Annotated in this window: 22 protein-coding genes; 21 read left to right on the forward strand and 1 reads right to left on the reverse strand. The window is 57.3% G+C overall.

Annotated elements, in window-relative coordinates; translation table 11 throughout:
- Positions 1 to 3: 3 nt before the first annotated feature.
- From murB to Q8N00_10235, 11 genes are all read left to right on the forward strand, one after another.
- Complete coding sequence (gene murB / locus Q8N00_10185; GenBank protein MDP2383160.1) at positions 4 to 954, forward strand: UDP-N-acetylmuramate dehydrogenase; 951 nt, start codon at positions 4 to 6, stop codon at positions 952 to 954.
- Between the two features lie 4 nt (positions 955 to 958).
- Positions 959 to 1,969, forward strand: a complete 1,011-nt coding sequence (locus tag Q8N00_10190) for a D-alanine--D-alanine ligase (protein MDP2383161.1) — start codon at positions 959 to 961, stop codon at positions 1,967 to 1,969.
- A gap of 8 nt (positions 1,970 to 1,977) precedes the next feature.
- Positions 1,978 to 2,835 (forward strand): FtsQ-type POTRA domain-containing protein, encoded by an 858-nt coding sequence (locus tag Q8N00_10195; protein MDP2383162.1) that lies wholly within the window; start codon positions 1,978 to 1,980, stop codon positions 2,833 to 2,835.
- Positions 2,832 to 4,076 (forward strand): cell division protein FtsA, encoded by a 1,245-nt coding sequence (gene ftsA / locus Q8N00_10200; protein MDP2383163.1) that lies wholly within the window; start codon positions 2,832 to 2,834, stop codon positions 4,074 to 4,076. The genes Q8N00_10195 and ftsA overlap by 4 nt, the downstream gene beginning before the upstream one ends.
- 57 nt (positions 4,077 to 4,133) lie before the next feature.
- Positions 4,134 to 5,327, forward strand: a complete 1,194-nt coding sequence (ftsZ, locus tag Q8N00_10205; GenBank protein ID MDP2383164.1) for a cell division protein FtsZ — start codon at positions 4,134 to 4,136, stop codon at positions 5,325 to 5,327.
- 44 nt (positions 5,328 to 5,371) lie between these two features.
- A complete protein-coding gene (pgeF, locus tag Q8N00_10210; protein ID MDP2383165.1) occupies positions 5,372 to 6,106 on the forward strand; it encodes a peptidoglycan editing factor PgeF in 735 nt (244 codons plus the stop codon).
- Between the two features lie 100 nt (positions 6,107 to 6,206).
- Positions 6,207 to 6,917 (forward strand): YggS family pyridoxal phosphate-dependent enzyme, encoded by a 711-nt coding sequence (locus tag Q8N00_10215; GenBank protein ID MDP2383166.1) that lies wholly within the window; start codon positions 6,207 to 6,209, stop codon positions 6,915 to 6,917.
- Positions 6,910 to 7,728 carry a pyrroline-5-carboxylate reductase gene (gene proC, locus Q8N00_10220; protein ID MDP2383167.1) on the forward strand — a complete coding sequence of 273 codons (819 nt, stop codon included), beginning with the start codon at positions 6,910 to 6,912 and terminating at the stop codon, positions 7,726 to 7,728. The genes Q8N00_10215 and proC overlap by 8 nt, the downstream gene beginning before the upstream one ends.
- A complete protein-coding gene (locus Q8N00_10225) occupies positions 7,728 to 8,024 on the forward strand; it encodes a YggT family protein (GenBank protein MDP2383168.1) in 297 nt (98 codons plus the stop codon). Before proC ends, Q8N00_10225 begins: the two co-directional genes overlap by 1 nt.
- 1 nt (position 8,025) lies before the next feature.
- On the forward strand, positions 8,026 to 8,556 hold the full coding sequence (locus Q8N00_10230) for a DivIVA domain-containing protein (protein ID MDP2383169.1): 531 nt from the start codon (positions 8,026 to 8,028) through the stop codon (positions 8,554 to 8,556).
- A 102-nt stretch (positions 8,557 to 8,658) separates the two neighbouring features.
- Positions 8,659 to 9,783, forward strand: coding sequence for a serine hydrolase (locus Q8N00_10235; protein ID MDP2383170.1), 1,125 nt, complete (start codon positions 8,659 to 8,661; stop codon positions 9,781 to 9,783).
- Between the two features lie 7 nt (positions 9,784 to 9,790).
- On the opposite strand, the gene Q8N00_10240 is transcribed toward Q8N00_10235, so the two are convergent.
- Positions 9,791 to 10,108: a hypothetical protein gene (locus Q8N00_10240; GenBank protein ID MDP2383171.1), complete on the reverse strand. Its 318-nt coding sequence runs from the start codon at positions 10,106 to 10,108 to the stop codon at positions 9,791 to 9,793.
- Positions 10,109 to 10,255: 147 nt separating this feature from the next.
- Here Q8N00_10240 and Q8N00_10245 point away from each other — a divergent pair, with 147 nt between their 5' ends.
- The 10 genes from Q8N00_10245 (at position 10,256) to Q8N00_10290 (ending at position 19,834) form a co-directional block, all read left to right on the forward strand.
- Positions 10,256 to 10,798 carry a CDP-alcohol phosphatidyltransferase family protein gene (locus Q8N00_10245; GenBank protein ID MDP2383172.1) on the forward strand — a complete coding sequence of 181 codons (543 nt, stop codon included), beginning with the start codon at positions 10,256 to 10,258 and terminating at the stop codon, positions 10,796 to 10,798.
- 158 nt (positions 10,799 to 10,956) lie between these two features.
- Positions 10,957 to 12,174, forward strand: a complete 1,218-nt coding sequence (locus Q8N00_10250; protein MDP2383173.1) for a type II secretion system F family protein — start codon at positions 10,957 to 10,959, stop codon at positions 12,172 to 12,174.
- Positions 12,175 to 12,376: 202 nt separating this feature from the next.
- Positions 12,377 to 14,074: an ATP-binding protein gene (locus tag Q8N00_10255; GenBank protein MDP2383174.1), complete on the forward strand. Its 1,698-nt coding sequence runs from the start codon at positions 12,377 to 12,379 to the stop codon at positions 14,072 to 14,074.
- Positions 14,059 to 15,441: a sigma-54 dependent transcriptional regulator gene (locus Q8N00_10260; protein ID MDP2383175.1), complete on the forward strand. Its 1,383-nt coding sequence runs from the start codon at positions 14,059 to 14,061 to the stop codon at positions 15,439 to 15,441. Before Q8N00_10255 ends, Q8N00_10260 begins: the two co-directional genes overlap by 16 nt.
- Complete coding sequence (ispE, locus tag Q8N00_10265; protein ID MDP2383176.1) at positions 15,428 to 16,357, forward strand: 4-(cytidine 5'-diphospho)-2-C-methyl-D-erythritol kinase; 930 nt, start codon at positions 15,428 to 15,430, stop codon at positions 16,355 to 16,357. The genes Q8N00_10260 and ispE overlap by 14 nt, the downstream gene beginning before the upstream one ends.
- 184 nt (positions 16,358 to 16,541) lie before the next feature.
- Positions 16,542 to 17,483 (forward strand): ribose-phosphate pyrophosphokinase, encoded by a 942-nt coding sequence (locus Q8N00_10270; protein MDP2383177.1) that lies wholly within the window; start codon positions 16,542 to 16,544, stop codon positions 17,481 to 17,483.
- 51 nt (positions 17,484 to 17,534) lie between these two features.
- On the forward strand, positions 17,535 to 18,305 hold the full coding sequence (locus Q8N00_10275; GenBank protein MDP2383178.1) for a 50S ribosomal protein L25: 771 nt from the start codon (positions 17,535 to 17,537) through the stop codon (positions 18,303 to 18,305).
- 2 nt (positions 18,306 to 18,307) lie between these two features.
- Entirely contained in the window at positions 18,308 to 18,904 is a 597-nt protein-coding gene (pth, locus tag Q8N00_10280; protein MDP2383179.1) for an aminoacyl-tRNA hydrolase, read from the forward strand.
- Positions 18,905 to 19,101: 197 nt separating this feature from the next.
- Entirely contained in the window at positions 19,102 to 19,449 is a 348-nt protein-coding gene (rpsF, locus tag Q8N00_10285; GenBank protein ID MDP2383180.1) for a 30S ribosomal protein S6, read from the forward strand.
- A complete protein-coding gene (locus tag Q8N00_10290; protein MDP2383181.1) occupies positions 19,436 to 19,834 on the forward strand; it encodes a single-stranded DNA-binding protein in 399 nt (132 codons plus the stop codon). Before rpsF ends, Q8N00_10290 begins: the two co-directional genes overlap by 14 nt.
- Positions 19,835 to 19,839 lie beyond the last annotated feature (5 nt).

The following is a 19,839-nucleotide window of genomic DNA, read 5'->3' on the forward strand; positions in this document are numbered from 1 at the left end:
GTCATGAAGCGAGGCCGTCAGCATGTCACGACAACAACGAGCGTCCCTACGCGATTTACGCAGGCAGATGTGCGGGCCGCGGTGGCAGGTGTTCGGGGAACTGTGTCCTTCCAGGCCTCGTTGCGAGAGTACACCTCCTTCAAAATCGGAGGGCCTGCGGATGTCGTGGTGGAGCCGGCTGATCTTGAAGATGTCTGTCTGGTGGTTCGGCAAGCGCGCGCGCATAAGGTTCCTGTGTTTGTCGTGGGCGGGACGAATTTGCTCATTCGGGATGGAGGCATCCGAGGCATCGTGGTCAGCCTGGTGCGATTGCGGACGATCAAAGAAGAATCGGGGGCAGTTCTGTATTCCGATGGAGGCGTCGGGATGCCGACGTTGATCGCCTACGCCATCCGCCATTCCCTCGCGGGCCTGGAATGGGCGGCGGGAATTCCTGGGACTGTGGCCGGCTGTGTGGTGATGAATGCCGGGACGAAGCTCGGAGAGATGAAGAATTCGGTCAAGGCCGTTCGGATGGTGAACATGAAAGGCCAGATTGTGGATGTAGAGGCAGCCCAGGTGACGTTCGAGTATCGTCGGGCCCTGCTGCCTCGCGGCATCGTGGTCGGGGTCTGGCTGCAGTTGAAGCAGGGGGCCCGTTCGGAGATTGAGAAAGTGGTGAAAGACTATCTCCATTACCGGCGAGACACGCAGCCGCTGGCGATGCCGAGCGCGGGCTGTGTCTTCAAAAACCCTCCGAACGATTCTGCCGGCCGATTGATCGAGGCGACCGGCCTCAAAGGGGCGCGAGTCGGCGATGCAGAAGTGTCGTTGAAACATGCCAACTTTATGGTGAATCGTGGACAGGCGCGCGCGGCAGACGTGATTGCCCTGATCAAAAAGGTCCGCAGCACCATACGCCGTCGGGCGGGTGTGCGGTTAGAGCTTGAACTCAAAATCGTAGGAGCAACGTAGCGGTATGAGCCAGCCTCGACTGACGGGACTCCCTCTTCTCACACATGCCCGCATCGGAGTGCTGATGGGTGGGCAATCGGCCGAGCGCGAGGTATCGCTCAGGACGGGCACTGCGGTGCATCGGTCCCTGGTGCGCCGTGGATATGACGCCGTGGCCATCGATGTCGGTCCGACGCTCTTCCAGGATTTGCGCGATCAGAAGATTGCAGTGGCTTTTCTCGCTTTGCATGGCCCAGGCGGGGAGGATGGCGCGATTCAAGGATTTCTGGAAACCGTGGGTATTCCGTACACCGGGTCCGGTATCCAGGCCAGTGCGGTTGGCATGCATAAAGTGACGACGAAAACACTCTTGGCCGTGGCGGGCATTCCTGTGCCTGGTGGTACCGTTGTCAAGCGCGGGACGAAGGTGTCGAGCGCCACCCTGTTGCGGACGGCGAAGTTGCGCTGGCCCGTCGTGGTCAAGCCTGCGTCGCAAGGCTCCACGATCGGTGTCACCATCGTGCGGAAGCCGGCGCAATGGCGTGACGCCTTGGCCTTGGCCCATCGCTACGATACGGATGCGATGGTCGAGGCCTACATTCCGGGGCATGAGGTCACGGTCTCGATTATCGGGAGACAGGCCCTTTCGCCATTGATCCTCCCTGCGGTGGAGATTGTGGCGCCGGGTGGGTTCTACGATTTCGCCGCGAAGTATGAAAAGGGGAAAACGCAGTACCTCTGTCCCGCACCATTAACGGCGGCGGTGACCAAGCAGATTCGCGCGCTGGCGTTGCGCACCTATGAGGTGCTGGGCTGCGAAGGAGCGGCCCGAGTGGATTTTCGTATTACTCCGAAGGGACGTCCGTTTGTGCTGGAGATCAATACGGCGCCGGGGATGACGGAAACGAGCTTGTTGCCGATGGCGGCGGGGCGATCCAAGATCGGTTATGACGAGTTGACCGAACGGATCCTGGCGTCCGCATTGGCTCGAACAGTCCGCGTTGATCTGTCGTCTGGGGGCAGGCGCAAGCCATGAAGTTGTCCATGAAAAAGCGAGCCGTGCGCGCGATCGGCCCTCGGCTCAATCAGTGGAAGGGGGCGCGTGCCAGCGAGGTTGCTGAGCAACGGCAACAGGCGCGTCGAGAAAGTCTCTTCTTGCGGGGACGACGAGCCTTGCGCATAGGAACATGGATCATCGGCCTTGCGGCCATGGCCTGGGGGCTGACCCTCGCGACACGAGAGATGGGGCCGGTGCTTCAGCGCTGGCTGGAAATCCGCGAGGTCGAGGTAGAAGGGATTCACCATGTGACGAAGCCGGAAGTGGTGGAGTTGCTTGCCTTGAAGCCCGGCATGGGGCTTCAGCATGTCAGCACCAGATTTCTTGCCGAGCGCGTCCGGACGCATGCCTGGATCAAGGATGCGATCGTCGAACGCAGGCCTCCGCATCTGCTGCATGTGACGGTAGTGGAGCGCACGCCGGCCGCGATTATTCGCACGGGCGTCGACCATTGGCTGAGCGATGAGAGCGGGCACCTCCTGTCTAAGCTGGGCAGGCAGGATGAGCTTACGTTGCCGTTATTGGTCGGATTGGAGCCGAAGTCGCTTCTGCGTGGCGATGCTCGCGTCCGCAATGCGGTGCAGTCCGGGGTCGTGCTGGCCAAGCTTATCGGCAATTCTATCGAGGGGCGAATTGAGGTGGATCTCGCGAATCCAACGAATGTGGTGGCCTCGGCCAACGGGATGCGATTTCAGTTCGGCGCCGATGCCTTAGTCGATCAGTGGGAACGGTTCCAGAAAGTGAAGCCTTCAATGAAGACGGTATCGCTCGATGGGCGGAAGCGTGAGGGCAGCGAGATCGATTTGCGTTATGACAACCGTGTGATCGTGCGTGAAAGGGGGTGAGGACTGTGCCGAAGCGTGATCAGATTCTTGTGGGGTTGGATATCGGGACCACGAAGATCTGCGCCATCGTTTCGGAAATCACCGATGAAGGGACGCTGAACATCATCGGGGTCGGGTCCAGTCCTTCTCGAGGTCTCCGTAAAGGTGTCGTGGTCGATATTGAGAGTACCGTCGAATCGATTAAAAAGGCGGTCGAGGAAGCGGAGCTGATGGCGGCGGTCCAGATTAACTCCGTCTATACCGGCATTGCCGGCAGCCATATTTCTGCGGAGAATTGCAAGGGTGTGGTGCCCCTCAAGAAGGCGGAGGTCACGCGGGAGGATATCCAGCGGGCTATCGAGAGCGCCCGTACGCTGGCGGTGATTCCTCACGACCGGCGGATTCTGCATGTGTTGCCACGCGAGTTCACGGTAGACGGGCAAGAGGGTATCAGGGAGCCGTTGGGGCTGTCCGGAAGCCGCCTCGAGGTGAATGTCCATGTGATTACCGGGGCCGTGACGTCCGCGCAGAACATTATTAAGTGTGTGAATCGCGCGGGACTCGATGTCGTCGATATCGTGCTGCAACCGTTGGCTTCCAGTGAGGCAGTGTTGAGCGTGGAAGAGCGGGATCTGGGGGTCGTCATGATCGATCTCGGGGGAGGGACGACCGACCTCGCGATTTTTCTCGACGGGAGCATCAGGCATTCTGCAGTGTTGCCGATCGGCGGGCAGAATTTGACGAAGGATCTCGCAATCGGTTTGCTGACGACGCAGGTCGAGGCTGAGAAGATCAAATTGCAACATGGGATTGCGCTCACAGGATTGGTGCAGGGCCATGAAACGGTGGAGGTGCCGTCGGTCGGGGACCGTCCCGCCAGGACGTTTTCGCGCCGTGATGTCGCGGAGATTCTTGAGCCGAGGGTTGCAGAAATATTCGAGCTGGTCCGCCGGGAAATCGCGCGTGCCGGTTATGAGGGGATGTTGGGCGCAGGGGTGGTCATTACCGGGGGGACGTCGTTGTTGGAAGGGATGCCCGATGCGGTAGAGCAGGTCTTGAATCTTCCGGCTCGCCGTGGTGCGCCTAGCGGGGTCGGAGGGCTTCGCGATATCGTCAGCAATCCCATACATGCCACAGGAGTCGGTCTGTTGCTCCATGCCCGGCACCATGCCGAGGAGAGGGCTACGGTCGGTCTGCGCGGGGGGCGGCCGTTGAGCAAAGCGTTCGATCGGATGAAAACTTGGATGTTCGAGTTCTTTTAACTGTGACGCGAGGCGGATGTCCGTCACGCGGATGTTATTATTAAGGGAGGTGTCCTGATGTTTTCATTTGAAGAGGATGTCGTATCCCCGGTTCGGATCAAAGTGATCGGTGTGGGTGGCGCCGGGTGCAATGCCATTAACACGATGATCACGTCCGGACTGGCGCGGGTCGATTTCATTGCAGCCAATACCGATCTGCAGGCGTTGGATCGGTCGCGGGCCTCGTATAAGGTGCAACTGGGGCCTGAGCGGACCAGGGGACTCGGCGCTGGAGCGAAGCCGGAAGTCGGGAAAGATTCCGCGCTGGAAAGTAAAGATCAGATTCGGGAATGTCTTGAGGGTGCCGACATGGTGTTCGTCACGGCGGGCATGGGTGGTGGCACAGGAACCGGCGCCGCGCCGATCGTGGCAAGTATTGCGCGTGAACTCGGCATCTTGACGGTCGGGGTTGTCACCAAGCCCTTTACCTACGAAGGTCATCGCCGGATGAGTCATGCGGATGAAGGCATTCGTGATCTCCGCCGCCACGTGGATACCTTGCTTGTGATTCCCAACCAGCGATTGCTCGGCATCGTGGATAAATCCACACCGTTGCTCGAAGCCTTCAAGGTCGCCGATGACGTCCTCCGGCAGGCGATTCAAGGGATTGCGGATGTGATTACGACCACCGGCCATGTGAACGTGGACTTTGCCGACGTCCGCACGATTATGTCGCATACGGGGCGTGCGGTAATGGGCATGGGTGTGGCACGCGGGACGAATCGGGCGATTGAAGCGGCGCAGAAGGCGATCTGCAGTCCGTTGCTGGAAGAAGGTAGTGTGGAGGGTGCGCGCGGCGTGTTGTTGAATATCACAGGCGGACCCAATATGTCCCTGCACGAGATCGAGGAAGCGGCCACGATTGTCCAGCAGACAGCCGATCCGGAAGCCAATATCATTGTCGGACAGGTCATCAATCCCGACATGGGTGACGATTTGGTCGTGACGGTGATTGCGACGGGATTTGAACGGGAGGAGCAGGCTGCTCCGATTCCTTCGGCTGCGGCGCGGAGTCCACGGAATGGGCAACAGGTCGCGACGGGAATGGGCGCCTCGATGGGCGGATCGTATGCAGACCGGCCGCTCAAGGATCTCGATCGCCCAAGTTTCTTGCGACGGCCGAGCGATTCGAGAGAATCGATGGAGCGAGTCGCGGTCGTGGCGGATGATGAATGGGATGTGCCTACGTTTTTACGCAAACAGGTCGACTAAGTCGACAGGTCCGTGACCGTGAATCGTCTCATCGGAGTAGGGCTATGAGTGCAGCGGTCATCACGGTTCCTGCCTTCGCATCCGCACGGGACGGCGTCCGGCATTTTTTCGGCACACGCCGTCATGCGGATTCGTTAGCGCTAGAGGTCGGAGTGCCGGCTCGCCAGTCCGGGGCCCAGGGGCGTGGCTGGCTGCTGTCCGTCAAGCAAGTGCATGGGACTGACGCGCTGGTGGTGGATCGGCCACTGATTGAGTCGGACCAGTTCCCTGGCGGGTGGGACGCGCTGGTGACCGACCAGCCTGGCGTCACGGTGGCGGTGCGTACGGCGGATTGTGTCCCGGTCCTCGTGCATGATCCCCGTCGGCATGTCGTGGCCGCGATTCATGCCGGCTGGCGGGGGGCTGTCGCCGGGATTGTGCCGAAGACGCTTTCGCTCATGGTGGCCAGATTCGGATCGACGCGGTCGGATTTACGAGTCAGCATTGGACCCTCGGCCGGTCCTTGTTGCTATGAAGTGGATGGCCCTGTGCTCGACCAGCTCCAAGCGGGGTTGCCGGATTGGGAATCGGTTGTGCGGGGCTATCGGGGACATAACGCGCGTTTGGATCTCAAGGCCCTGATCCGTCGACAAGTAGAAGGAGATGGTGTCGCGTCACGTGCTGTCTCATCGGTGAATCTCTGCACGATCTGTCACGATGAGCTCTTCTATTCCTATCGACGGGAAGGTCGTGTGAACGGAACGATGGTTAGCGGGATCACCCTTGCTTCCAGCCGGTAACAGATGGTCTGGCGCGTCGCGCTGACATTTGTTCGGTGGTTTGGGTACAATACATCCGAACGTTCGAGCGGCAGGGCGTTAGCTATGGCGATCAAATGAGATGGATGTACCGGTCGGTGGTTCAATCAGTGAGCATATCCGATTCGTGCTCGAGCAGATCAGGATTGCGACTCGGCAAGCTGGGCGGCCCCAAGGCAGCGTGCGTCTCGTTGCCGCGACAAAGTCAGTGGGGCTCGATCAGCTTCGCGAGGGGATTGCATCAGGGCTGACGATACTCGGGGAGAACCGCCTCCAAGAGGCACTTCCGAAAATCGAAGGTTTACGGGTCTCGCCGATTCAGTGGCATTTCATCGGCCACCTGCAGCGGCGAAAGGTTCGATCAGTCGTCGGGATCTTCGACCTGATACATTCGGTCGACAGTCTTGAACTGGCAGAAGAGATAGAAAAACGGGCCCAAGAAGTCGGAGTGAGGCAAGCGGTGTTGCTGGAGGTCAATCTTGAGGGGGAGGCGACAAAGACCGGCTTTCGTCCTGGTGAGCTTGAGGGACTGCTGCCGAGATTGGGAGCCTTGCCTCATGTGGAGGTGAAGGGGCTCATGGCGATTCCCCCTCCCGCCAGCGATCCTGAGCAGTCTCGTCTCTCTTTCCGTCGTTTGCGTGAGTTGGCCGAGCGCCTCTCGCAGCAATCGATCAGCACCGTCTCATTGAAGGAACTTTCGATGGGTATGTCGAGCGACTATTTCGTGGCAGTCGAAGAAGGGGCCACAATGGTGCGGGTCGGCACGGCTATATTTGGAGCACGGCGTGGCTAGTCCAACGATCACGAACAAGATTGCCTTTATCGGGGGCGGTCAGATGGCAGAGGCCATGATCGGCGGGCTGCTTTCCGGACAGGTGTGCTCTGCCGAGTCGATATGGGCGACGGACCCCGTTGCCGAACGCCGTGATCACTTGAAGCGTCAATTCGGCATTCGGGTTGGTTCTGCCAATGGTGAGGCCGTCGCCTGGGCCGATGTGGTCGTCTTGGCGGTGAAGCCCCAGATGCTTCAGGCTGTGCTCAGTGACCTTGGTCAGGCCTTGGCCCATGCGTTAGTGATTTCTATTGTGGCAGGGGTGACGATTCAAGCTATTGCGGAACAGATGGCCGGAGCGATGCGGGTCGTTCGTGCAATGCCGAATACGCCGGCATTGGTTCGGGAGGGTATGACCGCCCTTGCCCTGGGCAGCGCGGTATCTGAAGATGACAACCGAATGGCCCGAACGGTATTCGAAGCAGTCGGACGAGTGGTGCTGGTCGAGGAGCGGTTGATGGATGCCGTGACCGGACTGAGCGGCAGTGGGCCAGCCTATGTGTTTCTTGCCATCGAATCGTTGGCGGACGGGGGCGTCAAGATGGGGCTTCCGCGGCAGGTTGCCGAGCTCCTCGCTGCCCAGACGGTGCTCGGTGCGGCTCGGTTGGTCTTGGAGTCTGGGATGCATCCCGCTCAGCTGAAAGATCGGGTGGCTTCTCCAGGAGGCACGACCATTGCCGGGCTGCATCAGCTTGAACAGGGGAGATTTCGTGCGACGTTGATGTCGGCCGTCGAAGCGGCAACGATACGCTCGAAGGAGTTGGGACACTGATGTTTGTTGCAGGTAATGTATTGACGGCGGTTGCGACCATCCTCGACTATGTGTTGTGGCTCTATATGTGGGTGATCATTGCGCGTGCCCTGATCTCGTGGGTCAATCCGGACCCCTGGAATCCCATCGTGCAATTTCTCGATCGCGCGACCGAACCGGTCCTGGCGCCGATTCGTCGATGGATCGGGTGGCGTATGGGGATGGATTTGTCGCCGCTCATCGTGATTCTGATCATTATATTTTTACAGATCGCGGTGGTGCAATCACTCAAGGAATTAGCTATGAGGATGAACTGATATGACCATGGGGGATGCCATGAGAATTACACCGCTCGATATCCAGCAAATGGTATTCAGGGTCAGCTTCCGCGGCTACGACAAGGAAGAGGTCAATCGCTTTCTCGAGGAGTTGGCGCAGACGGTCGAATCGTTGAATCGGGACCAGGCCGTCCAGCGAGAAAAGATTCTGTTTCTGGAGCAGCAGCTTGTCGAGATGAAGCGGACGGAATCGACATTGTCGAGTACCCTGTTGTCGGCGCAGTCACTGGCAGAAGATGTGAAACGGAATGCTCAGCGAGAGGCGGACCTTGTCATCAAAGAAGCCGAACTGAAAGCCGGTGAGTTGATCCGTCAGGCCAGAGTCGAGCTGACCGATACGCAACGTGACCTCTTAGCGCTTCAGAAACAGCGGCTGCTCATGGTTGAACGGCTGCGTGCATCGTTGAGGATGTTCGAGCGGATGTTGGAAGTGGAAGAGCAGGAAGCGCTGCATGATGCTGCGACCGCAGCGGAAGAGAAGCTCGAAGGAGAGTCGAGCCCGGCGTTGTGACTCGTTCGGCCTGATCAGTTCTCGTTCACTGGTCCGTTCCCCGGCTGGCTTCTCGCCCCTCTCCAGCAGCCATGTCCCTACCCGTGACAGGTTGTTGTGCCTATGGCTACCCATCGCGTTATTGAAGCGGCATTACAAACGGCCGTTAATGACGGTGTTTTTCCCGGTGCCCAGTTGGCGGTACGCCTGCAGGGCGAACTGCAATGTGTTGTGGTGGCTGGACGATTGTCGTCAGAGCCCCCAGGTCTTCTCGTGCAACCCTCCACTCTCTATGACCTAGCCTCGCTGACGAAGCCGTTAGCAACGGTCACCTCCATCGTGCTCCTGATTCAGCGCGCTAAGGTGTCTCTTGAAGACTCCCTACAGCAGATACTGGTAGAGCTTGAAGGGACGCCGATCGGGGAGGCGACAGTCCGAGATCTCTTGACCCATCGCTCAGGCCTGCCAGGTTGGCGCCCGATCTACGAACGGCTCGAAGCACGAGGTATGACTTCAGAGTATTCTGGCGGAAGTCAGTCCATCAGGGATGCGGTGCTGAGTCTGATTCGTGATGAGCCATTGATCTACATACGAGGAGCGCGCAGCGTCTACAGCGACCTCGGATTCATGCTGCTGGGATTTCTGGTGGAGCGTCTGAGTGACATGGCATTGGACCGATGGTGCGAAGAAGCGATCACTCGGCCGACAGGGGCTGACCCGCTGCTCTTTCACCCAGTGGCAGGGCATGGGCAATCCCTACCGGAGGTCTCAAGGATTGCTCCGACCGAACAGGATGTTTGGCGGCATCGTCTTTTACGTGGGGAGGTCCATGACGAAAATGCCGCATCGATGGGTGGTGTTGCGGGCCATGCAGGGTTATTCGGGACTGCTGAGTCGGTGCTGGCTGTGTCCGGAGCCTGGCTTCGCGGCTATCATGGACGAGAATCGATTCTGGAGGAGAAGTTTGTCAGGCAGTTTACGACGCGCCAAGAATCTGTGTCTGGATCAAGTTGGGCGTTGGGATGGGATACTCCGTCGGCGCCGTCTTCATCGGGGGCCTGCTTCTCCGAACGGTCGTTCGGACATCTCGGCTATACAGGGACGTCACTGTGGATTGATCCCCTGTGCGAATTAGAAGTGGTGCTGTTATCCAACCGGGTACATCCGACTCGGAAGAACGAGAAGATAAAAGTCTTCCGCCCGCTCATTCACGACCTGGTCTATCGGGAGTATGTCGATCGAGGATAGGAAGCGACTACGCGGGGTCCTGGTACTCAACCCAGGTTTCTTTTTCGGCGAGATATTTCGTGCCTTTAAAATTCGCGCGCGTTCTCAATCTGCTGAAGCCGAATCCCTGCATGGCGTTGATGAGCTCTTGTACCGCAGCGGGAATAGTTGGGTGCGAGTGCCCCTCGACAGTCAGGGCTTCGTACATGGTCTTGGCGGCGTAGCCTGAGGTGGTTCGATTGACGAGGACTGCGCGATTGAAGTACCGATCGCTCGGGTCGACTCCTTCGACCTGGTGCTTTTCAACGAGACCTTCTTTTTTGAAAAGTAGCGGAAGCGAACTCATCACCACCTCCATGATACCCACTTGGAACGGTCTAGGGCCCTGATTATAAGGAGGGGCTGTGCCGACTGCAAGCCGTTGACAACCTCTTGATGCCCCCCTATCATTTCGTGCCGTTGCGATCGGTCGACGTGTGTTGCTTTGGACGCGATGAATATTCCCAACAGCTTGACCATCCTTCGCATTCTCCTGATTCCCTGCTACATCGGGTTGCTTGTCTACGGCAGATTCGATCAAGCTCTCATCGTGCTTATCGTGGCAGGGCTGACCGATGCGCTTGATGGGGCCATCGCTCGCGTGATGAATCAGCATACCCGGCTTGGAGCCGTGCTGGATCCTCTGGCCGATAAGCTGCTCCTTACCTCCGGGTTCATCACACTCTCGATGATTCATTTGATTCCGTCGTGGGTCACCATTCTTGTGGTCAGCCGAGACTTGATCCTGATGCTCGGGACGGCGGTGGCGCATTTCACGGAATCCCACGTGGATATTGCGCCCACGTTCCTGGGCAAGGGCACCACGCTGCTCCAGCTCTCCTATATTGTGACGGTGATATTTCTGAGTTCGCGTCACATCAAAGTTCCTCCCATGGTCATGCTATCCCTCTTGTTTGTCATGGTCTCCTTTACACTCCTGTCAGGGTTGCATTATCTCTACCGAGGCTACCGGCATACGAGTGCGCTGAGCAGCTAGTATTTTGTAGGGCTTGAGCCTGCCTGCCTCTTTGCCCGCGCAGAGATTGTGCATTCGTTTGACAGGTTTGGGGGTGGTTAGTAGACTCGCCTGGTAGGTATTCCTCTCAGTTTACAACCGGCCATGGTCATGGCCACATCGAAGGGTGAGTGTTGCGTATGGCTACCTTTGCATATGTCGGACGAACCAGATCAGGTGCCGTCAAGAAGGGCGAGCTGAGCGCGAAGACCCGAGATGAGGCGGTGGATCAACTCCGCAAACAAAGCGTCGTCGTCACTAGTCTTGATGAAAAGAAGGGAGGCTCAGGCGGATTCAACTTGAGTCTTGGCTCTGGCCTCACCGATAAAGATTTGGTCGTGTTTACGCGGCAATTTGGCACGATGATTAATGCAGGTCTGCCGTTGGTGCAATGTCTCGAAATTCTCTCGACCCAGTCCGAGAATAAAGTGCTACGAGAGACGATCGGAGAAGTGAAGACTCAGGTGGAAGCCGGCTCGACCTTTTCGGATGCCTTGCGGCGTCACCCCAAAGTGTTCGACGATCTGTATGTCAACCTCGTCCATGCGGGTGAGGTGGGGGGGTTGCTCGATACAATTTTGACGCGTCTTGCCGTGTACATCGAGAAAGCGATGAAACTCAAAGGGCAGATCAAATCTGCCATGATCTATCCTTCCGCGATCATGGGGGTTGCGGTTATTGTGATCGCGGTGCTCATGATATTTGTCATCCCGATCTTTGCAAAGATGTTTCTGGAGTTGTCAGGCGGGAAAGTAGCGTTGCCTGGCCCAACCCAAGTGGTCATCGACGCCAGTAATTTCTTTATCGCGTACTGGTACGTCATCCTCGGGGGTATTGTGGGGACCATCATGGGTGTGAAGAAGTATTATGCGACCGTTCAAGGGAGGAAGGTCATCGATACGTTGTTGCTCAAGTTGCCAGTCGTTGGAGATTTAATCAGAAAAGCTTCTGTCGCGAAGTTCACCCGCACGCTTGGGACATTGCTGACCAGTGGGGTTCCCATTCTCGACGGGTTGACCATTTGTGCAAAGACCTCGGGCAATAAGGTTGTTGAAGAAACCTTGTTAAACGCGCGTGTCAGTATCAGCGGCGGAAAGACCATTTCAGACCCCTTAGCCGCCAGCGGGGTTTTCCCGAAGATGGTGACGCATATGATCGCCGTCGGTGAATCAACCGGCGCGCTGGATGCGATGTTGGGGAAAATTGCAGACTTCTACGAAGAGGAAGTCGATCAGGCGGTGTCCTCGTTGACGGCATTACTTGAGCCGGCGATGATGGTGTTCTTGGGGGTTGTGATTGGGTTTATCGTCATTGCGATGTACCTCCCGATCTTCAAGATGGCGTCTGCCATCGGATAGAGACTGGCGGTCGCCGTCCCTCTCGCGGAGTTGAGGCCTGTCTCCCAGTATGAAGGCGCTGAGCTCTTAGGGCTAAACTTCTCGCCGCCTCACCGAATGTGCGATGAGGCGGCTGTTGGCCTCCTAATTCGAAGAGAATGAGCGAAGCACATCTTTCTTCATATCCCGCCGATTCTTCTTCTTGTCCAGAGGCTTTTCACTCATGAGTGAGTTGCGCATAAGACTGTATTGGCTCATGGGGATTCGGCTCGCTCTCGTGAGTCTGACGCTCGGCCTGTCTCTCGCTTTCCAAGTTGTGAAGGGCGGGCGGGTTGAAACGTTTTATGCCCTGATCGTTCTCGCGTACGTTCTGACGATTCCTTCCGCTTTCCTGCTCCGTAGGCTAACCTCATCAGTCGCGCTCACGATATTCCTTTGGGCTCAGGTTGGGATCGACTTCCTTCTTGAAACGGTGTTGGTTGCGAGGACAGGGGGGGGCGAGAGTCCCTTCGCGGTGTTGTATGTCATGACGGTAGCGGTGGCCAGTCTCGTCCCTCGCCGACGCGTGGGGCTTCTTGCCGCCTGTTTCGGTATCATTCTGTTCGGGCTCTTAACCAACATTCAACTGTACGGTCTTGCTGAAGGGTGGGGGTGGCTACCGCCGAGCCGGCTGACGGCGCCTGAAACGTTTCAAACATTCGGCGTCTATGCGCTTGCGCTGCTGGTCGTCGGAATTCTTGGCGGAACCTTAGCAGATCAGCTTCAGCAGGCGGACCAATCGTTACGCGAGAAGGAACAGGGGTTGACCCGGCTCCAGGTCTTTCACGAGAATATTGTCCATAGTATCAGCAGCGGCGTATTTACGGCAGATGCTACGGGGTGCATCACCTCATTCAATCCGGCGGCACAGGAAGCGACTAGGTATACGATCGCCCAGGTGGTCGGGCGTCCTTGGCGCGAAATCTTTAATTGGCATCCTGCTCAGGAATCAGACGAGCTGCTTGGCGATTCCCTGTCGTCGACGACGCGATTTGAGGTCGAATGTAAGCGTGCTGACGGCAATCGCCTGATCCTTGGTATGACCCTTTCTCCGTTGCATGAGCAGGGGAAGCAGACAGGCCTCGTTGGTGTGTTTAAGGATCTGACGCAGATTCGGGATCTCGAAGAGGAGATGCGGCGTAAGGATTGGCTGGCAAGTTTGGGTGAAATGTCTGCTGGAATGGCTCATGAAATTCGGAATCCGCTTGGCGCGTTGGCAGGCGCCATGCAAATGCTTCGGAAAGATGCGACGGAAGATCAAACCAATCGCCGGCTGATGGACATTGCGATTCGAGAGGCCACCAGGCTCGACAATATCATCACGGAATTTCTCCAGTATGCCCGTCCTCCGGCACTGAATCTTGCCGAGCACGATCTCAATAAAGTACTTGCCGAGACGCTTGATCTCGTTCAACATGAAGCGCGAACTCGTTCACATATCAAAATTGTGACATCCCTGGCAACGGGGATGCTCACGGCCCTGGTCGATCAAGATCAGTTCCGGCAAGTCTTCTGGAATATGGCGACGAACGCCTTTGAGGCGATGCCGGAGGGAGGACAGTTGACGATTTCGACAGGCTGTCGTCACGTCGATGCCGGCGGCCGCAAGGGGGATGTCATCGAAATTGCTTTTCAGGACACCGGCGAAGGCATTCCGAAGCAGAATCTGGATAAAATATTCCTTCCGTTTTTCACGACGAAGAAAGAAGGGTCTGGACTGGGTCTCGCAGCCGTGCATCGTATCGTCGATTTGCACGGGGGCTGGATCAAGGTCGAAAGTCAGGAGCGTCAGGGCTCACGGTTTGTGGTCTGTATGCCGCGTTCTGGAGATGCCGGGATGCGGTTGTGGCATGAGGGACGAACGCCGTGGAAAAGATCCTAGTTGTTGATGATGAGCGAAGTCTCCGCGAGGTCCTGAGCATCATGCTCACACGAGCCGGGTATGCCGTGACCGAAGCTTCGGACGGCGAAGAGGCTATCAGTCATGTGAATAGGGAAATTTTCGATCTCGTGATCACCGACCTTCGCATGCCGAAAGCCGACGGCATGGCGGTCCTCAAGGCGGTGAAGTCCTCGTCTCCCGAAACCGTCGTTCTGGTCCTTACGGCATTCGCGACTGCGGACTCGGCGGTCGATGCGATGAAGCAGGGCGCGTATGACTACCTGACCAAGCCGTTCCAGGTCGATGAAGTGCAGCTGATCATCCGCAATGCTCTGGAGAAGCGGCGACTCTCGACGGAAAATATTCTCTTGAAGCGCGAAATGGCGAGCCAATCGTCGTTTGCGCAGATCGTCGGCCAGAGTGAGAGCATGCAGAAGGTGTTCGATGTGGTGCGCAAGGTCGCAGACGCCAAGAGCAATGTGCTGATTTGCGGGGAAAGCGGAACAGGCAAAGAGTTGGTGGCGCGCGCGATCCACTATAACAGTGCCCGGAGTCCGATGCCGTTTGTGGCGGTGAATTGCAGCGCTGTGCCGGAGACGTTGCTCGAAAGCGAACTGTTCGGGCACATGAAAGGGTCCTTTACCGGGGCGATGGCCAATAAAGCCGGGTTGTTTGAAATCGCCAATGGCGGCACCATCTTTCTGGACGAAATCGGCGACACCACCCCTACGATTCAAGTGAAGTTGTTGCGTGTGATTCAGGAGCGAGAGTTCCGGCGGGTGGGCGGGACCCAGGACGTGAAGGTTGATGTGCGCATCGTGGCCGCAACCAATAAAGACCTTGAAAAGGCTGTGGCCGACGGGTCGTTTCGTGAAGACTTATATTACCGCTTAGATGTCATCCCGATCCGGCTCCCGCCATTGCGGCTTCGTACCGGGGATATTCCGTTACTCGTGAAGCATTTCCTGGAAAAGTTTTCTCAGGAAAGCGGAAAGCCAGCTCCTGTCTTGACGCCGGAGGCGATGCATGTGTTATTGGGCCATGAGTGGCGCGGCAACGTGCGCGAGCTTGAAAACTTGCTCGAACGGGTTGTCGCCTTTTCCGCCGGTGCGCCTGTATCGGATGAAGATATTCGCGGTTGGCTCCACCGTGTGGTGACTCCTCAGCAGCAGGGGGTGCCTACGGATCTGCCGGAAGATGGCGTGGATTTGGAAGGGTTGATCAACGGCATTGAAAAGGCTTTATTGCTGCAGGCGCTGGAACGGGCCCAGTGGGTCAAGAAAAAGGCTGCCAGGTTACTGAAGCTCAACACGCGGTCGTTTCGTTATCGGCTAGAGAAGTATGCGATCAAGGGTGGCCGTGATTAATTCGCAGTTGAATCCCTCCGAGATCACCGTGTGTGCTCCGGCCAAAATCAATCTCATTCTCCGTATCCTCGACCGCCGTCCAGACGGGTTCCACAATCTCTGGTCGATTATGCAGACGGTCGCGCTGGAAGATGAGGTGCAGATCAGGCTCTGTCCCGGACGGCAGGGCATCTACCTGAGCTGTGATGCCGGTCAGTTGGCTGCTGACCAAAGTAACCTCGTGTTTCGCGCAGCCGCTGCGGTGGTGGAGAGAGCCCAGTCGTCGATCGGTCTCGAGATTGAACTTCGAAAACGCATTCCGATGGGGGCGGGCCTGGGTGGAGGGAGCAGCGATGCCGCAGCGACCATCTTAGGACTGAACCGTTTGTTACGGCTTGGATGGTCTTCGCTGGAGATGGCCGATGTCGGGCAATCGCTGGGGAGCGATGTCCCGTTCTTTCTGTTCGCTCCTTCATCATTCGTGGCAGGTCGGGGAGAAACCGTTCGGCCCGTCGTTGTTGAGGAGCCGCGCTGGATTGTGCTTGCGAATCCAGGGTTTGGGGTCAATACCAAGTGGGCGTATCAAGAGCTAGCTGCAAGTAGGACGGGTGTGAGGCCGCTGTCACCAGCGCAGTGCGAACTCGACCGGCAATCGCGGGTGAGTTGGGCTCAACTCATTGCCGCGGCAGAGAATGATTTCGAGGCGCCGGTTTTTGCCGCCCATGGGCGGCTCCGGGAGATCAAGCAGGTTTTGCAGACTCAAGGAGCTGAAATTGCGCTGCTATCCGGAAGCGGGGCAACGGTGTTCGGGGTCTTCACCAATGAGACGGTCGCGCGCCTGGCCCAGTCTAAGTTGGCCAGTGACCCGTTGATGACGGTATTCGTTGTCCCTACCTGTTCCGGCGCGCTTCTCGTGCAAGAAGAACTCTCGCGATAGGCCTTGGTTGACAAGCCTCCGTACATTCCGTTACATTCTGACCCCTTAGTTGGCTCCCTCAACAGCGCGCAGCGAACAGCGGTGGGCGGGCATTTACTACGCCAACCTACGCCCGCGGTCGAGATGAACCACGCACGAAATCAGACCCTTCGTAATCGTATTCAAAGGATTTTCTAGGGAATCGATGAGCAGAGAGCTAAAGATATTCTCTGGTAATGCAAATCCGGCCCTGGCCCATGAGATTTGTGCCTACCTTGGGACAAAACTTGGCGAGGCCACGGTGGCGTCATTCAGTGACGGCGAGATTCGCGTCAGGATCGAGGAGAACGTTCGCGGCGCAGATGTGTTCGTCGTGCAATCCAGCTGTCAGCCGGTCAACGACTCCCTGATGGAGCTGTTGATTATTATTGATGCGCTCAAACGGTCCTCTGCGGATAGGATCACAGCAGTCATTCCGTATTTCGGCTATGCCCGTCAAGATCGTAAGGATCAGCCACGTGTGCCGATTTCAGCAAAACTCGTGGCCGACCTTATCACCACCGCCGGCACAGACCGTGTTCTCACGATGGACCTGCATGCGGGGCAGATTCAGGGATTCTTCAACATACCAGTGGACCATCTCTACGCGCTTCCCGTATTATTGGATTACATTACGAAACAAAAAGTAGACGATCTGGTCGTTGTGTCCCCCGATGCCGGCGGTGTCGAGCGGGCTCGCGCGTTTGCCAAGCGGCTTCAAGCAAACTTGGCGATCATCGATAAGCGGCGAGAGGGACCCAACCAGACGCAGATCATGAACATCATCGGTGACGTGGCGGGCAGGAGCGCGCTCTTGCTGGATGACATGATCGACACGGCGGGCACCATCGTCAAGGGGGCTCAAGCCTGTCTCGATAAAGGGGCGCGTGAAGTATGGACGGCTTGTACCCATGCGGTCCTCACCGGGCCGGCGTTGGACCGGATTCAACAATCCTGCTTGAGGCAGGTGATCGTGACTAATTCGATTCCGTTACGGGGCAAAGAGCAGATCTGCCCGAAGTTGCATCAATTGTCGGTCGCACCACTGCTCGGTGAGGCGATCAGGCGTATCCATGAAGATGAGTCGGTGAGTTCATTGTTTGCCTAATTACGAGACTGAGACATCTGAAGACCAGCGAGAAGGGGGCGAAGGCGTATCATGAAATTCGAACTAGCAGTCACCGTGAGAGAGAAAACAGGAAAAGGTGCGGCGCGCCAGCTTCGGCGAGAGGGCAAGATCCCAGGCGTGCTATACGGGCAGGGCGAATGTCTGCTCTTGACGATTGAGCCTGATAGCTTGGTCAAAATTTTGAAGGCACAGGCAGGAGGGACCGCACTCGTGTCGCTGACGCTGACTGGTGCGAAGTCGGCTCCGAAACGGACCGCACTCTTGCGCGATTTCCAGGTCGATCCGGTCGAAGGAAATGTGTTGCATGCGGATTTGTTTGAAATCTCGATGAACAAGCCGATTCGTGTGAAAGTGCCTCTCCATTTGACCGGCGGAGTGCCTGCTGGTGTGAAGGAAGGCGGTGTTCTTCACCACAACATGCGTGAGTTGCACATCGAGTGTTTGCCGGCTGCGTTGCCAGATTTTATCGAAGTTGATGCGTCGGGGCTGAATATTTCCCAAGGCCTCCACTTGAAAGATGTCGCTGAGCTCGAAGGGATCAAATTTCTTGACGATCCTGAGCATATGGTTGTGAGTGTGGCGGCGCCGATGACGGAAGCCAAGCTGGAGTCGCTCCTTGCGAGCGGCGTAGTCGGAGTTGAGGGCGGGAAAGAGCCTGAAGTGGCAGGCAAAGGCAAGGTTGAAGGTGCTGAGGGCGGCGAAGCAGGGAAGGCCGGGGCGGCGGCTGATGCCAAGGGCGGCGATAAGAAGGGTGCTGCGGCACCAAAAGCTGAGAAGAAAGAAGCCGAAAAGAAGAAGTAACAGTGCATCTCATCGTTGGGCTGGGCAACCCTGGTGCGGCCTATGCTCAGACTCGTCACAATATCGGAATGTTGGCCATCGAGCGGGCCGCCGCTCGATGGTCCATCCGTCTCGCTAGGCGCGGGATCGCGCAGCGAGGATCCGGGCGACTCGGGTCGGAACTCCTTGAACTTGCCGGCACGCTCGACTGGATGAACATCACCGGTCCTCCGCTCAAAGGCCTCCTCCGCGAGTATTCATTAACTGCTGTAGATCTGATCCTTCTCCACGACGACCTTGACCTTGAGATGGGGCGTCTCCGCATCAAGCAAGAGGGCGGTCACGGAGGACATAACGGCATCAGGTCGGTCATCGAGACGCTCGGCACGACTCAGTTTATACGAATAAAAATCGGAATCGGCCGTCCGGTACCGCGTCAGGATTCGGCGGATTATGTGCTGCAGGCGTTCACGAGAGAAGAACTCGAGGTGTTGAATCCCTGTCTCGATCGCGTCGTCGATGCATTGGAATGTTTGATCCACAGGGGGACAGCCGTGGCCATGAATCAGTTCAATATCCGCGAGAAGCCGGCAGGAGATGAAGGCGCGCCATTAAGCTGATTTCTGCCGGCAGTACTGAAGAAATCTAGGAGTCGACGTGCGGTTGGGCCAGCGTGAAAGCTCACGCAGGGCCTCCCCTTTCATTTGACAGTTTCTTCAAGGCTATGGTAGCTTCACCCCTTCGCGCTGGCTGAATCCAGCGTACCTACACCTTGCTCCCGACTGGTTCGGGGGCCTTTGTCCAGGAGGATTGCTGCATGGAGCTCTACGAGTCTCTGTTTATTATTCGTACGTCTCTTACCGACGAAGAGACCGCTGCCCTCATTGAGAAGATGAAGGCGGTGGCAGAGAAGACCGGTGCGCAGTTTATCAAGTCAGAAAACTGGGGCAAGAAGAAACTCGCGTACGAAGTGAAGCGTGAGCGCAAGGGCACCTACGCCTATTTTTACTTCAGGGCGCCCAACATCACGGTCGGTGAATTGGAACGGTCCTACCGGCTGGAAGACCCCATCCTCAAGTTCTTGACCGTCCATCTCAAAAAAGAACTCGTGCCACCACGGCCGCTTGAAACGTCATCGGAGGAGTTCGCCGGTGGCCGGGTTTAATAAAGTCATTTTGATCGGGAATCTCACGCGGAATCCCGAGCTGCGGTATACGCCGAACGGGACGCCGGTGGCCAGCTTGGGGCTTGCGGTCAGTCGGCGGTACAAGCAGGGCGAAGAATTAAAAGAGGAAGTCTGCTTTGTCGACATTGTGGTCTTTGGCAAACAGGCGGAACATTGCGGGCAGTATCTCAGTAAGGGGAGTGGTGTCATCGTTGACGGGCGACTCCAGCAACGCCGATGGGAAACGGAAGACGGCCAAAAGCGCAGCAAGCACGAGGTCGTGGCCCAAACGGTGACGTTTATGCCGAAACGCCAGGATGGCGGCGGCGGGGTTGAGCCACCAGCGCATGATGATGCCGGCTATGAACCCGACGAGCACGTCTAACAAAA

It is taken from the genome of Nitrospirota bacterium (genome assembly GCA_030684575.1).
Lineage (GTDB): Bacteria > Nitrospirota > Nitrospiria > Nitrospirales > Nitrospiraceae > Palsa-1315.